The organism is Streptomyces sp. NPDC004752 (assembly GCF_053601275.1).
Window position 1 is genome coordinate 27214 of record NZ_JBSGBN010000047.1, and the last position, 13224, is coordinate 40437.

At 72.5% G+C, this 13224-nt stretch carries 12 protein-coding genes; 8 read left to right on the top strand and 4 right to left on the bottom strand.

What is annotated here, in order from left to right; all coding sequences use genetic code 11:
* The first annotated feature begins 65 nt into the window (after positions 1-65).
* Together ACWEKM_RS20735 and ACWEKM_RS20740 are read left to right on the top strand one after the other, a co-directional pair.
* Complete coding sequence (locus ACWEKM_RS20735; protein ID WP_451622654.1) at positions 66-260, top strand: hypothetical protein; 195 nt, start codon at positions 66-68, stop codon at positions 258-260.
* Between the two features lie 81 nt (positions 261-341).
* Positions 342-1064 (top strand): endonuclease V, encoded by a 723-nt coding sequence (locus ACWEKM_RS20740; RefSeq protein ID WP_451622683.1) that lies wholly within the window; start codon positions 342-344, stop codon positions 1062-1064.
* On the opposite strand, the gene ACWEKM_RS20745 is transcribed toward ACWEKM_RS20740, so the two are convergent.
* Positions 1013-1201 carry a hypothetical protein gene (locus ACWEKM_RS20745; RefSeq protein WP_451622655.1) on the bottom strand — a complete coding sequence of 63 codons (189 nt, stop codon included), beginning with the start codon at positions 1199-1201 and terminating at the stop codon, positions 1013-1015. The two genes, ACWEKM_RS20740 and ACWEKM_RS20745, sit on opposite strands and share 52 nt — an antisense overlap.
* 249 nt (positions 1202-1450) lie before the next feature.
* Here ACWEKM_RS20745 and mmpA point away from each other — a divergent pair, with 249 nt between their 5' ends.
* The 4 genes from mmpA (at position 1451) to ACWEKM_RS20765 (ending at position 6482) form a co-directional block, all read left to right on the top strand.
* Positions 1451-1597: a morphogenic membrane protein MmpA gene (gene mmpA, locus ACWEKM_RS20750; RefSeq protein ID WP_451622656.1), complete on the top strand. Its 147-nt coding sequence runs from the start codon at positions 1451-1453 to the stop codon at positions 1595-1597.
* A 183-nt stretch (positions 1598-1780) separates the two neighbouring features.
* Positions 1781-2887 (top strand): CaiB/BaiF CoA transferase family protein, encoded by a 1107-nt coding sequence (locus ACWEKM_RS20755; protein ID WP_451622657.1) that lies wholly within the window; start codon positions 1781-1783, stop codon positions 2885-2887.
* A gap of 127 nt (positions 2888-3014) precedes the next feature.
* Entirely contained in the window at positions 3015-4229 is a 1215-nt protein-coding gene (locus tag ACWEKM_RS20760; RefSeq protein ID WP_451622658.1) for an acetyl-CoA C-acetyltransferase, read from the top strand.
* A gap of 39 nt (positions 4230-4268) precedes the next feature.
* Positions 4269-6482 (top strand): 3-hydroxyacyl-CoA dehydrogenase NAD-binding domain-containing protein, encoded by a 2214-nt coding sequence (locus ACWEKM_RS20765; protein ID WP_451622659.1) that lies wholly within the window; start codon positions 4269-4271, stop codon positions 6480-6482.
* A 453-nt stretch (positions 6483-6935) separates the two neighbouring features.
* On the opposite strand, the gene ACWEKM_RS20770 is transcribed toward ACWEKM_RS20765, so the two are convergent.
* On the bottom strand, positions 6936-8429 hold the full coding sequence (locus ACWEKM_RS20770; protein ID WP_451622660.1) for a M1 family metallopeptidase: 1494 nt from the start codon (positions 8427-8429) through the stop codon (positions 6936-6938).
* A gap of 195 nt (positions 8430-8624) precedes the next feature.
* Positions 8625-9539 (bottom strand): FAD-dependent oxidoreductase, encoded by a 915-nt coding sequence (locus ACWEKM_RS20775; protein WP_451622684.1) that lies wholly within the window; start codon positions 9537-9539, stop codon positions 8625-8627.
* A 121-nt stretch (positions 9540-9660) separates the two neighbouring features.
* Here ACWEKM_RS20775 and ACWEKM_RS20780 point away from each other — a divergent pair, with 121 nt between their 5' ends.
* Positions 9661-10701, top strand: a complete 1041-nt coding sequence (locus ACWEKM_RS20780; protein ID WP_451622661.1) for an oxidoreductase — start codon at positions 9661-9663, stop codon at positions 10699-10701.
* A 267-nt stretch (positions 10702-10968) separates the two neighbouring features.
* Positions 10969-12609 carry an ABC-F family ATP-binding cassette domain-containing protein gene (locus ACWEKM_RS20785; protein WP_451622662.1) on the top strand — a complete coding sequence of 547 codons (1641 nt, stop codon included), beginning with the start codon at positions 10969-10971 and terminating at the stop codon, positions 12607-12609.
* Here the strand turns inward: ACWEKM_RS20785 and ACWEKM_RS20790 are convergent.
* A complete protein-coding gene (locus ACWEKM_RS20790; protein ID WP_451622685.1) occupies positions 12504-12848 on the bottom strand; it encodes a putative glycolipid-binding domain-containing protein in 345 nt (114 codons plus the stop codon). The genes ACWEKM_RS20785 and ACWEKM_RS20790 overlap by 106 nt on opposite strands.
* Positions 12849-13224: the final 376 nt, after the last annotated feature.

Below are 13224 nucleotides of genomic sequence, written 5' to 3' on the forward strand. Positions count from 1 at the left end.
GGGTGGATGAGACCTCGCACTGGATGAGACGACGGAACGGCCTCAATCGGGTACAGGTAACCCGAGTGACCTCTGTCACCGCGTTCATGCACCCGAGTTTCCGCGAGTCCCGGATCGCCCCCCCGCGCCGGGCGGGACGCACCTGCCCGGCGGCGGGGAGCAGGGGCGCGTGCAAGGGGGAGCGGCAGTACGAGGAGGCCGAACGGCGCACCGTCCATGGACCGCCGGACAAGACCATCGGACATGAGCCTCGGACATGAGCATCGGACATGAACAAGGGCGAGCTGCGACGGGCCCTCGGCGCCGGGCGGGCCGGGGTGCCCCGTACGCTCGTGCCCACCATGACGACCGTACCGACGCCCGCAGGCCCGCCCGCGACCGAGGATCAGGCCCGCGCCGTGCAGGACGAACTGCGCGGGCGGGTGGTGCTGGACGAGATCGGGCCGCCGCCCGGGACGGGCCGGGTCACCGGGGTCGACGTCGCCTACGACGACGAGCGCGACCTCGTCGCGGCGGCGGCCGTCACGCTGGACGCGGTCACCCTGGAGATAGTGGGCGAGGCGACCGCCGTCGGCCGGGTCTCCTTCCCGTACGTGCCCGGACTGCTGGCCTTCCGCGAGATCCCCACCGTGCTGGCCGCGCTCGACACGCTGCCCGGCCCGGCGGGCCTGGTCGTCTGCGACGGCTACGGACTGGCCCATCCGCGTCGCTTCGGGCTCGCCAGCCATCTGGGCGTGCTCACCGGCCTGCCCACGATCGGGGTCGCCAAGAACCCGTTCACCTTCACCTACGAGGAACCGGCGCAGGGGCGCGGCAGTGCCTCGCCGCTCCTCGCGGGCGGCGAGGAGGTCGGCCGCGCCCTGCGCACCCGGGAAGGCGTCAAGCCGGTCTTCGTCTCCGTCGGCCACCGCGTGAGCCTCGACAACGCCTGCGCCCACACGCTCGCGCTCACCCCGCGCTATCGGCTCCCGGAGACGACGCGACGCGCGGACGCGCTGTGCCGCCGGGCGCTTCAGGAGGCGACGATCCGCCACTCCCCGACCTCGCGGTACCCGGAGTCATAGACGGCCGAGCCGTCCCCGGCCTCAAGGGCGTAGTGACCGAGATTCCCGCCCCAGTACCGCAGGATCCGGCCCAGCTCACCCGCCCGGTCCAGAGCCGTCGCACTCTCGTCGACCGTGACCTCCAGAACGAACTTCACGTGTTCTCCCCTCCTTGGATCTACGACTTCGTATCCAGGACTTCGTATCCAGGACCTAGGGTCTCGGACTTCGCATCTCGGATTTCGTATCTCGGGCTTCCATTGTTTCATTCAAGTGCTTATTGGCACTTTTCCGCCCGAAACCCGAGCAGAAGCGCGACACGGCGCCGGAAAGTCTCAAATCGGGGTCACACCATCTGAGTACGCGTACGGATGCGGCGGCGCCGCCGCACGGGCAGGCTGGGCCGCATGACGACGCACTCCAGCCCGCGACCCGTGGCGCGGCACCCTCGGCCCACCGGGCGTGCCGCCGCGGTCGCGCTGGTCCTCGCCGTCCTGGCGGGGCTCGCCTGGACGGTCGCAATGATCTACACCCTGCTGTGGTGGGCCCTGTGAGGACCCGCTCCGGGCGCCGATCGTCCTCCGGAAGGTGATCACGTCCCGGCGCAGCCCGACTTGCGGGTAACGTGGCCAAGCGCTTGCTCTTCCGGCTTCCGGGTTCGGCCCTTGTGCCCGGTGGGGCGTGTTGCCGGCATCACTGCTGTTACATCGGTTGTGTCACATCGACTGGGGGCCGCCATGACGACGGCAGGGACGCCGATGCGGGGCGTCGGCCCGTTCGCCGCCATGCTCCTCGCCGACCTGGGCGCCGACGTCGTGCGCGTGGACCGGCCCGGCGGTCCGGGCCTCGCCGTCGACCCGGCACACGATGTCACCAACCGCAACAAGCGCTCGGTGATCGTCGATCTGAAGTCCGCGGACGGCCCGGCCCGCGTCCTCGATCTGGCCGAACGCGCGGACATCCTGATCGAGGGCAATCGCCCGGGCGTCGCCGAGCGCCTCGGCGTCGGCCCCGCGGTCTGCCAGGCCCGCAATCCACGGCTGGTCTACGGCCGGATGACCGGCTGGGGACAGCAGGGCCCGCTCGCCCAGCGGGCCGGCCATGACGTGGCCTACATCGCCGTCACCGGCGCCCTCGGCCTGATCGGCGGCCCGGACGAGCCCCCGGCCGTCCCCGCCAACCTGGTCGGCGACTACGCGGGCGGCTCCCTCTACCTGGTCGTCGGTGTGCTCGCCGCGCTCCACCACGCGCGCGTGACCGGCATCGGCCAGGTCGTCGACGCGGCCGTCGTCGACGGCACCGCCCACCTCACCGCGATGATCCACGGCATGCTCGCCGCCGGCGGCTGGCAGGACCGCCGCGCCGCCAACCTGCTGGACGGCGGCTGCCCGTACTACGGCACGTACGAAACCGCCGACGGCGCGTACATCGCGGTCGGCGCCCTGGAACAGCGGTTCTACGAGGAGTTCCTGCGGCTGCTCGGCCTCGACGACCTGATCCCGGCCCACCAGGACCGGACCCGGTGGGGCGAGCTGCGCGAGCGGGTCACCGCCCGCTTCAAGTCCCGTACCCGCGACGAGTGGACGGCCGTCTTCGAGGGCTCCGACGCGTGCGTGGCCCCCGTCCTGTCGCTGCGCGAGGCCCCCCGCCATCCGCACCTCGCCGCCCGGGGCACCTTCACCGAGCACGGCGGCATCACCCAGCCGGCCCCGGCGCCCAGGTTCTCCGCGACCCCGACCGCCGTCCGTACCGGCCCCGCGCTGCCGGGCACCGGCACCACGGACGTGGCCCGCGACTGGGACGTGCCGCGGCTGCTCTGCGACCCCGCCGCGGACGACGCATGATGGAACCGCCGTTCCCTCTCGACCGCGCGCCCGGCCCGGCGCGCCCGGGCGAGACCGCCGAGCACCGGCCGTGACACCCCTGGCCGCCCCGAACATCGCTCCGAAATCCTCGTGGAAAGGCTTGCCAGTGAGCACCGAAGCGTACGTGTACGACGCGATCCGCACCCCGCGCGGCCGCGGCAAGGCGAACGGTGCCCTGCACGGCACGAAGCCCATCGACCTGGTCGTCGGCCTCATCCAGGAGATCCGCGCCCGCTTCCCCGGTCTCGACCCGGCGGCCATCGACGACATCGTGCTCGGCGTGGTCGGCCCGGTCGGCGACCAGGGCTCGGACATCGCCCGCATCGCCGCGATCGCGGCCGGACTGCCGGACACGGTGGCGGGCGTCCAGGAGAACCGCTTCTGTGCGTCCGGTCTCGAAGCCGTCAACCTGGCCGCCGCCAAGGTCCGTTCCGGCTGGGAGGACCTGGTGCTCGCCGGCGGCGTCGAGTCGATGTCCCGGGTGCCGATGGCCTCCGACGGCGGCGCCTGGTTCAACGACCCGATGACCAACCTCGCCGTCAACTTCGTGCCGCAGGGCATCGGCGCCGACCTGATCGCCACCATCGAGGGCTTCACCCGGCGCGACGTGGACGAGTACGCCGCGCTCTCCCAGGAACGCGCGGCCACCGCCTGGAAGGAGGGCCGCTTCGCCCGCTCCCTCGTCCCGGTCAGGGACCGCGGCGGACTCGTCGTCCTCGACCACGACGAGCACCCGCGCCCCGGCACCACCGCGGACTCGCTGGCCAAGCTGAAGCCGTCGTTCGCCGACATCGGCGAGCTGGGCGGCTTTGACGCCGTCGCCCTGCAGAAGTACCACTGGGTCGAGAAGATCGACCACGTCCACCACGCGGGCAACTCCTCCGGCATCGTGGACGGCGCCGCCCTGGTCGCGATCGGCTCCCGGGAGACCGGCGAGCGCCACGGCCTCACCCCCCGTGCGCGGATCGTCTCCGCCGCCGTGTCCGGCTCGGAGCCCACCATCATGCTCACCGGGCCCGCGCCCGCCACCCGCAAGGCCCTCGCCAGGGCCGGGCTGACCATCGACGACATCGACCTGGTCGAGATCAACGAGGCGTTCGCGGCCGTCGTCCTGCGGTTCGTCAAGGACATGGGCCTGTCCCTGGACAAGGTCAACGTCAACGGCGGCGCCATCGCCCTCGGTCACCCGCTCGGCGCCACCGGCGCCATGCTCCTCGGCACCCTCGTCGACGAACTGGAACGCCAGGACAAGCGGTATGGCCTCGCCACGCTGTGCGTGGGCGGCGGCATGGGCATCGCCACGATCGTCGAGCGCGTCTGACACCCTGCGGATCACGAGACCTCCACGGAGACCCCTGCCATGACCGAGAGCACCGCCATCCGCTGGGAGCAGGACGACACCGGCGTCGTCACCCTCGTCCTGGACGACCCGAACCAGTCCGCGAACACCATGAACCAGGCGTTCCGCGACTCCCTCGCCGCGATCACCGACCGGCTGGAGGCCGAGCGGGACTCCATCCGCGGCATCATCGTCACCTCAGCCAAGGAGACCTTCTTCGCGGGCGGCGACCTGCGCGACCTGATCCGGGTCACGCCCGAGACCGCTCAGGAACTGTTCGACGCCGGCCTCGCCGTCAAGCGGCAGCTGCGCCGCATCGAGACCCTCGGCAAGCCCGTCGTCGCCGCGATCAACGGCGCGGCCCTGGGCGGCGGCTACGAACTGGCCCTGGCCTGCCATCACCGGATCGCCCTCGACACCCCCGGCACCAGGATCGGCTGCCCCGAGGTCACCCTCGGACTGCTCCCCGGAGGCGGCGGCGTCGTCCGCACCGTGCGCCTGCTGGGCATCGCCGACGCCCTGCTGAAGGTGCTGCTGCAGGGGACCCAGTACACCGCGCGCCGCGCCCAGGAGAACGGCCTCGTCCACGAGGTCGCCGACACCCCCGAGGAACTGCTCGCGAAGGCCCGCGCGTTCATCGACGCCAACCCCGAGTCCCAGCAGCCCTGGGACCGGCCCGGCTACCGCATCCCGGGCGGTACCCCGGCGAACCCGAAGTTCGCGGCAAATCTGCCCGCCTTCCCCGCCACGCTCCGCAAGCAGACGGCCGGCGCCCCCTACCCGGCGCCGCGCCGCATCCTCGCCGCCGCCGTGGAGGGATCCCAGGTCGACTTCGAGACGGCCCAGGTCATCGAGGCCCGCTACTTCGTGGAGCTGGCCGTCGGACAGACCGCGAAGAACATGATCCAGGCGTTCTTCTTCGACCTCCAGGCCGTCAACTCCGGCGCCAACCGCCCCCAGGGCACCGCCCCCCGCGAGGTGCGCAGGGTCGCCGTCCTCGGCGCCGGGATGATGGGCGCGGGCATCGCCTACGCATGCGCCCGCGCGGGCATCGACGTCGTCCTCAAGGACGTCTCCCTCAAGGCCGCCCTCAAGGGCAAGGGCTACTCCGAGAAGCTGTGCGCCAAGGCCGTCGCCAAGGGCCGTACCACGCAACAGAAGGCGGACGCCCTGCTCGCCCGCATCACCCCTACCGGCGAGACACAGGACCTGGCGGGCTGCGACGCGGTCGTCGAGGCCGTCTTCGAGGACCCCGCGCTCAAGCACAAGGTGTTCCAGGAGATCGAGGACGTCCTCGCCCCCGACGCGCTGCTGTGCTCCAACACCTCCACCCTGCCGATCACCGCGCTCGCCGAGGGCGTCCGGCGCCAGGCCGACTTCATCGGACTGCACTTCTTCTCGCCGGTCGACAAGATGCCGCTCGTCGAGATCATCAGGGGCGAGCGCACCGGGGACGAGGCGCTCGCCCGCGCCTTCGACCTGGTGCGGCAGATCAAGAAGACACCGATCGTCGTGCGCGACTCGCGCGGCTTCTTCACCTCGCGGGTGATCGGACACTTCATCAACGAGGGCGTGGCCATGGTGGGCGAGGGCATCGAGCCCGCGTCGATCGAGCAGGCCGCGGCGCAGGCGGGCTACCCCGCGAAGGTGCTCTCCCTCATGGACGAGCTGACCCTCACCCTGCCCCGCAGGATCCGCGACGAGTCGAAGCGGGCCGTCGAGGAGTCGGGCGGCACCTGGACCGCGCACCCCGCCGAGGCCGTCATCGACCGCATGGTCGACGCGTTCGGCCGCACCGGCCGCGGCGGCGGCGCCGGGTTCTACGACTACGACGAGGACGGCCGGCGCACCGGACTGTGGCCGGGGCTGCGGGACCACTTCACCCGGCCCGGCCACCGGATCCCGTTCACGGACATGCAGGAACGCATGCTCTTCGCCGAGGCGCTCGACACCGTGCGGCTCCTCGAGGAGGGCGTGCTGACCTCCGTCGCCGAAGCCAACATCGGCTCGATCTTCGGGATCGGCTTCCCGGGCTGGACCGGCGGTGTGCTCCAGTACATCAACGGCTACGACGGCTGCGCCGGGGCCGGGGACGGCGCCGGGGCGGGCACCGGGCTGCCCGGCTTCGTCGCACGCGCGCGTGAACTCGCCGGGCGCTACGGCGAGCGGTTCACCCCGCCCGCCCTGCTGATCGAGAAGGCGGAGAAGGGGGAGACCTTCACCGACGCCCGCTGAGGGTGGCGGCCCCGCCGTCGGGCGACCCTCCGGGAGGGGGCGGCCCGACGGCCAGACGGGTCGGCCGACGGTCAGGACAGGTCGCCGACGGTCAGGACAGGTCGCCGACGGTCAGGACGGGCCGGCCGCCTCCCGGTCCTTGAGCCACACCCGCAGCTCCTGCGTCGAGGACCGCCGGCAGGCCGTCAGCAGGGCCCGCACCACAAGGGGGCCGCAGGCGCGCGGACGGCGACCGCGCGTCCCGGGCGTCCCGCCGCGCCACCTTGCCGCACCACCTCGCCGCGCGACAGCCGCGACATCTCGTGCGCCGCCGCGCGGGCGTGCTCCGGCAGAACGCCGCTGCCTTGGTCTGTGCCGTGACACCACGGTTGCCGGGCGGCGGGGGAGCGTCGGTCGGGCCGTCCGTCGGGCGGTGGGGGGCCGGTGCGTCTGCCCCGGCCCCCCGTCCGGGGCTCAGTGTCCGTGTACGTCGTTCGTGGCCTCGATCTTCTTCCACGACTTCGGCCGGACCGGGGCCGAGGCCGCCTCGGCGACGGCCGCCGTGCGGGCCGCAGCGCTCGCGGGCTTGGCCGGCTGGAAGAGCCAGGTGTCGAACAACGTGGCCAGCGGCTTCCCGGACACCCGCTCGGCATACCTCTGGAAGTCGGCCACCGAGGCGTTCCCGTACGCGTGCTCCTTCGGCCAGCCCTTCAGGATGGCGAAGAACGTGTCGTCGCCGATCTCGTTGCGCAGCGCTTGGACGGCCAGCGCGCCCCGGTCGTACACCGCGATGTCGAACTGGTTGTCCGGCCCGGGGTCGCCGGGCGCCACCGTCCAGAACGGGTCGTCGGCCGGGTGTGAGGCGTACACGTAGTCCGCCAACTCCTGCGCGGTGCCCTCGCCCTCGTGCTCGGACCACAGCCACTGCGCGTACCGGGCGAAGCCCTCGTTGATCCAGATGTCCTTCCAGCCCTTCAGCGACACGGAGTCGCCGTACCACTGGTGGGCCAGCTCGTGCACGACCACCGAGGTGTTGGAGCCGTTCGCGAACTGCCGGGGGCTGTAGTAGACGCGGGTCTGCGTCTCCAGCGCGTACCCGGTGGTCGTGTTGGGCACATAGCCGCCGGCCGAGCCGAACGGGTACGGCCCGAGGTAACCGCTCAGCCAGTCGACGATCTCCCCGGTCCGCTCCACGGCGGCCCGCGCCGCCCCGTCCTCGTCGCCGAGATCCTCGCTGTAGGCGTTGACGACCGGGACGCCGCCCTCGGAGGTGCTGGTCGTGATGTCGAACCTGCCGACCGCGAGGGTGGTCAGATAGGTGGCCTGCGGCTTGTTCTGCCGCCAGCTGTAGCGGGTCCAGCCGAGCTTGGAACTGGTCGACTGGAGCGTGCCGTTGGAGATGGCCTGGGTGCCGTCAGGCACGGCCACCGACACATCGTAGGTGGCCTTGTCGAGTGGGTGGTCGTTGCTCGGGTACCACCACCAGGCCGCCTCGGGCTCGTCCGCGGCGACGGCGCCGTCCGGGGTGCGGTGCCAGGTCGAGAAGCCGTACGCGCTCTTCGTGGACGGCACCCCGCTGTAGCGGACGACGACCGTGATCGGGGTGCCCTTCGCCAGCGGGGTCTTCGGGGTGATCTCCAGTTCGTGCTCGCCCGAGGTGGCGAAGGCCGCCTTGGCGCCGTTGACCCGGACCTCGCTCACGTCCAGCAGGAAGTCCAGGTCGAACCGGGACAGATCCTGCGTGGTCCGGGCCAGGATCGTCGCCGTGCCGGCCAACTCGTCCGTCGCGGGCTGGTACCGCAGCCGCAGGTCGTAGTGGGAGACGTCGTAGCCGCTGTTGCCGTAGTTCGGGTAGTAGGGGTCGCCGATGCCCGGGGCGCCGGGGGTGTGGCTCGCGGCCGATGCCGGGATCGCCAGCAGGAGCGAGGCCGCCGCGAGTGCGCCCGGTGCGAAGATTCTGCGGTGCACGAGAACTCCAAGTCGTAGGGGCACGAGGTCCGTTCGGAGCCTATTCAGTCCCTGCGCTTCCTGACGTGTCCACGACCCCCGCCGTCACACGATCGCCATTCGGCCGTCATGAGCCGCCTCGTTCCCCCGGGTCCGTGCCGCCTGCCCTTCCGGGCCCGGGTCCTGCAATCGCCTCCGGCCGGAGGCTGCGCGGCTTCAGGCGTCGGCCAGTCCGGCCGCCTCCCGGGCACACCCCCAGGCCACGGTCACCCCGGCGCCGCCATGCCCGTAGTTGTGCACCAGCGACCGGCCGCCCGGCAGCGGCCGGTGCTCCAGCCGCACCGCGGGCCGTGCCGGGCGCAGGCCTACGCGGTGTGCCAGCACCCGCGCCCCGGCGATCTCCGGACACAGGGCCACGCACCGGGCGACGATCTCCTCCGCGGTACGCGGGTCCGGCTCCAGGGACCACGCGTCCTCCTGCACGGTGCCGCCCAGGATCAGCCCGCCCGGCTGCGGGAACAAGTACGTCGAGTCGCCCGCGGCATCGTCGACCGAGGTGAGCCACGTGGTGATCCCCGGGTTCTGTACGACGACCAACTGCCCGCGGACCGGACGCACCGCCGGATCGGGCACCAGCGAACGGGCGCCAAGACCCGTGCAGTTGACCACGACGGCGGCCGGAACCGCGGCCAGGTCCGACACCGTCCGCTGCTCGATGCGCCCGCCCGCCGCCGTCAACCGCTCCCGCAACCACACCAGATGGGCCGGCATGTCGATCAACGGCAGCCGCGCCCACAGCCCGTTGCCGCCGTCCGCGGCCCGCAGCCCCGGCACCCGACCGGCCCACGGCCCCAACTCGTCCAGCCGCAAACCGAGGTGTACGCCCTCGACCATGCGTACACCGGTCCGCTCCGGCTGCCGCGCCAACTCCTCGTATACCACGAGGGAGGTGAGCGCCCAGTCGCCGGTCAGCCGCTCCGGCTCGATGCGGTACGGCCACCACAGCGCGCCGGCCACCGCCGAGGTCGTCCGCCCGACGGGGTCCCGCGTCCACACCCGTACCCGCCGCCCGGCCTCGGCCAGCACCACGGCCGTCGTCAGCCCGATGACCCCGCCGCCGACCACAATCACTTCGTCACTCAGCTGATGTTCCACGCGGGGACGATAGGGCCTGCACGGCCGAACGCGACGCAGCCGAGCGGAATATGTCATGCCGCGCGCACACCCGTCCTTCGGTGGGGATACTCACAGCATGTCTGGCGCATACGCGACCTTCGGTCTGGCACCGGCGACACGCGCGGGCGCCGTCCTCGCCGACGGCGGCTACCAGGTCCACCGGGACTTCGTGGACTTCATCGTCGACGGACGCCCGCTGCTCTTCCAGCTCTCCGACCTGGACGCCGTCTCCCCGCTCGCCTCCGACGTGCCGCCCGCGATCTTCACCGCACAGGTGCGCAGCCTGCTGCTGGAGACCGGCGCACCGCTGCCCGACGGCCGGTACATCGTCTACGGCTGCCCCGAGTGCGCGGACCTGGCCTGCGGAGCGGTCACCGCCGTCATCGAGCGCGACGGCGACGACTACATCTGGCGCGACTTCGCCTGGCAGACCGACGAGCGCGCCGATTTGGAACTCAACGGCTACCACGGCATAGGACCGTTCCGCTTCCACGGCCCCGAGTACCGTGCCGCCCTCGCCGCCCTCCTCGACGGCACCGCGCCCCCCGCCGCGCCCCGCCGACGCGTGCTGCTGATCGGCGCCCGCGCCGCCGTCCTCGCCAAGCTGGCCGCCGCCCTGCGCACCATCGGCATCGGCGCCGACCTCACCCGTGACACCACCGGCGTATCCGCCGAGGAACTGCGCGGCTACGGTGCCGTCGCCTTCGGCCGGGCGGTCGGCGAACCCGAACGGGCCGCCGTACGCGAGGCGTTCGAGCGGGCCGGGGCCGATGTGGCCTACGTCGACGGCCTCGCCCCGATCGTCCCCCTGCTGGTCGCGCAGATCGAGCACGCCCTGGACCGCGGCCCGAGTGAACGGCGCCGCCTCACCGCACTGGCCGCCGCCGACGGCGAGGCGGCCATCGAGGTCACCTCGCCGTGCCGGGTCACCCTCACCGCGTACCGCCTCGACCGGCTCTACCGCACCCATGTCCGGGAGGTCTTCGACGGCGTCCTGGAGCCCGGCCGGCACCGCATCCCGCTGGACGCCCGGACGGTGAAGGGGGAGTCCTTCGTCGTGGCCCGCACCGCCGGAAGAGTGCTGGTGGAGGCGGTGACCCACGGCGAACCCGGCTGAGCGGCAGCCCGCCGGACGAAGTGCCCCAACAGGCAACGTTCGCCCCGTCACGACGCCCGGCACGCGCCCCCGAGCTCTTCGAGCAGGGGGCACCCCCACTCGCCGCACCGGGCGCAGGCCCAAGTACGTCCAGTACGAGGGCCTGCACCCGGCACGCCGAGAGCACGCTCCCCCAAGCTCTCGGCTCCGCTTGAGCAGGGGGGACCCCCACGACGCCGCTCCTCCACGGGCAAACGTTGCCTGCCAGGGCACTAGGATCGCGGTCTGATGACTGCCACCCTCGTCGCCAAGAACCTCGCCGCCGGGCACGGCGACCGCTCGCTCTTCTCCGGCCTTGACCTCGTCGTCGCGCCCGCGGATGTGATCGGGCTGGTCGGCGCCAACGGCGCGGGCAAGTCCACACTGCTGCGGCTGCTCGCCGGGCTCACCCGGCCCGAGCAGGGCGAACTGCGGCTCTCCCCGCCGACCGCGACCGTCGGCCATCTCCCGCAGGAGCCCGAGCGCAGGCCCGGCGAGACCGTGCGCGAGTTCCTCGCCCGCCGTACCGGCGTCGCCCGGGCACAGCGGCTGATGGACGAGACCACCCAGGCACTCGTGGACGGGGCGCCCGGCGCCGACGACGCCTACGCCGCCGCCCTGGAGCGCTGGCTCGGCCTCGGTGGCGCGGACCTGGAGGAACGGGCCGAGGAGGTCATCGACTCGCTCGGCCTGGCCGTCGGCCCCGACCAGCCGATGACCTCGCTGTCCGGCGGTCAGGCGGCCCGCGCCGGCCTCGCCTCGCTCCTGCTGTCCCGCTACGACGTCTTCCTGCTCGACGAGCCCACCAACGACCTCGACCTGGACGGCCTGGAACGCCTCGAACGCTTTGTGGCCGGCCTGCGCGCGGGCACGGTCGTCGTCAGCCACGACCGCGAGTTCCTCACCCGCACCGTCACCAAGGTCCTCGAACTCGACCTCGCCCAGCGGCGGATCAACCTCTACGGCGGCGGCTACGAGGCATATCTGGAGGAGCGGGAGGTGGCCCGGCGGCACGCCCGGGAGGACTACGAGGAGTACGCCGACAAGAAGGCGGCCCTCCAGGAGCGGGCCCAGACGCAGCGCGCCTGGATGGACAAGGGGGTGCGCAACGCGCGCCGCAAGGCGGGCAACGACAACGACAAGATCGGTCGCAAGTTCCGCAGCGAGGCCAGCGAGAAGCAGGCCGCCAAGGCCCGCCAGACCCAGCGCATGATCGAACGGCTCGAAACCGTCGACGAGCCGCGCAAGGAGTGGGAGCTGCGGATGGAGATCGCCGCCGCGCCCCGCTCCGGCGCCGTCGTCGCCACGCTCAGGGACGCGGAGGTGCGCCGCGGGGAGTTCGTCCTCGGCCCGGTGACGCTGCAGATCGACTGGGCGGACCGGATCGCGGTGACCGGCGCGAACGGAGCGGGCAAGTCCACCCTGCTCGGCGCGCTGCTCGGCCGCATCCCGCCGACCGCGGGGCACGCCGCGCTGGGCTCGGGCGTCCTGGTCGGCGAGGTGGACCAGGCCCGTGAGCTGTTCCACGGCCCGGAGTCACTCCTCGACGCCTTCAGGGCGGCCGTCCCCGACATCGAACCGGCCGACGTCCGTACCCTGCTGGCCAAGTTCGGTCTGAAGGCGGACCATGTGCTGCGCCCCGCCGCGACCCTCTCCCCGGGCGAACGCACCCGGTCCGCCCTGGCGCTGCTCCAGGGCCGGGGTGTCAACCTCCTGGTCCTGGACGAGCCGACCAACCATCTCGACCTGCCCGCCATCGAACAGCTCGAATCGGCCCTCGACGCCTACCGTGGCACGCTTCTGCTGGTCACCCACGACCGCCGGATGCTGGACGCCGTGCATGTCACCCGTCGCCTGGAGGTGGCGGGCGGCAAGGTCACGGAACGCTGATCAACCGGTCGTCGGACGCCGGGCCGGGCCCAGAGACGCGTGAACGTCTGCCGGGACGGCCGGACGGAAGATCGGGCGGACAGGTCGAACGGACAGGCTGGGCGGACAGATCGGGCGCCCAGGTCGGGCACTGACACCCACGCCATCAGGAACTGCCGCTCGCCGGGCGCCCGATGGAGCCCGTCCCGTGGCACGGGCATGGTGTCGGTGAGCGGGCACAGGACCAGATCGCGGTCCAGGGCGCGCCGTCGAGGTCCGGCAGTGGACGCCCATCGCCGGTCCTACGGCCCGTGCCGTCGTGCCGTGCCGCAGGCCGAGGGCCCGGGTGCCCCGCGCGGACTCGGCCCCCTCATGCTGCCGACGCGTCACGTACTCCTCGGCCATTCCTCGGCGGTGTCGGGTTCGTCACCGATCCAGTAGGGCTCCGGGGAGGTCCCGACGGCACGGCCGCGCGCCCGCAGCACCCCCTCGCCCCACTCGGTCCAGGCGGTTTCGTACCCTTGGTGCGCCCCTGGCTCTCCCCTGCTTCGCAGGTGGGGACATGCGAAGCCGTCCTGCTCTGCGCCCTGAAGGCCGCACCGGGCCCGGTACCTCCCTGGTATCGGAGGAGCCGGG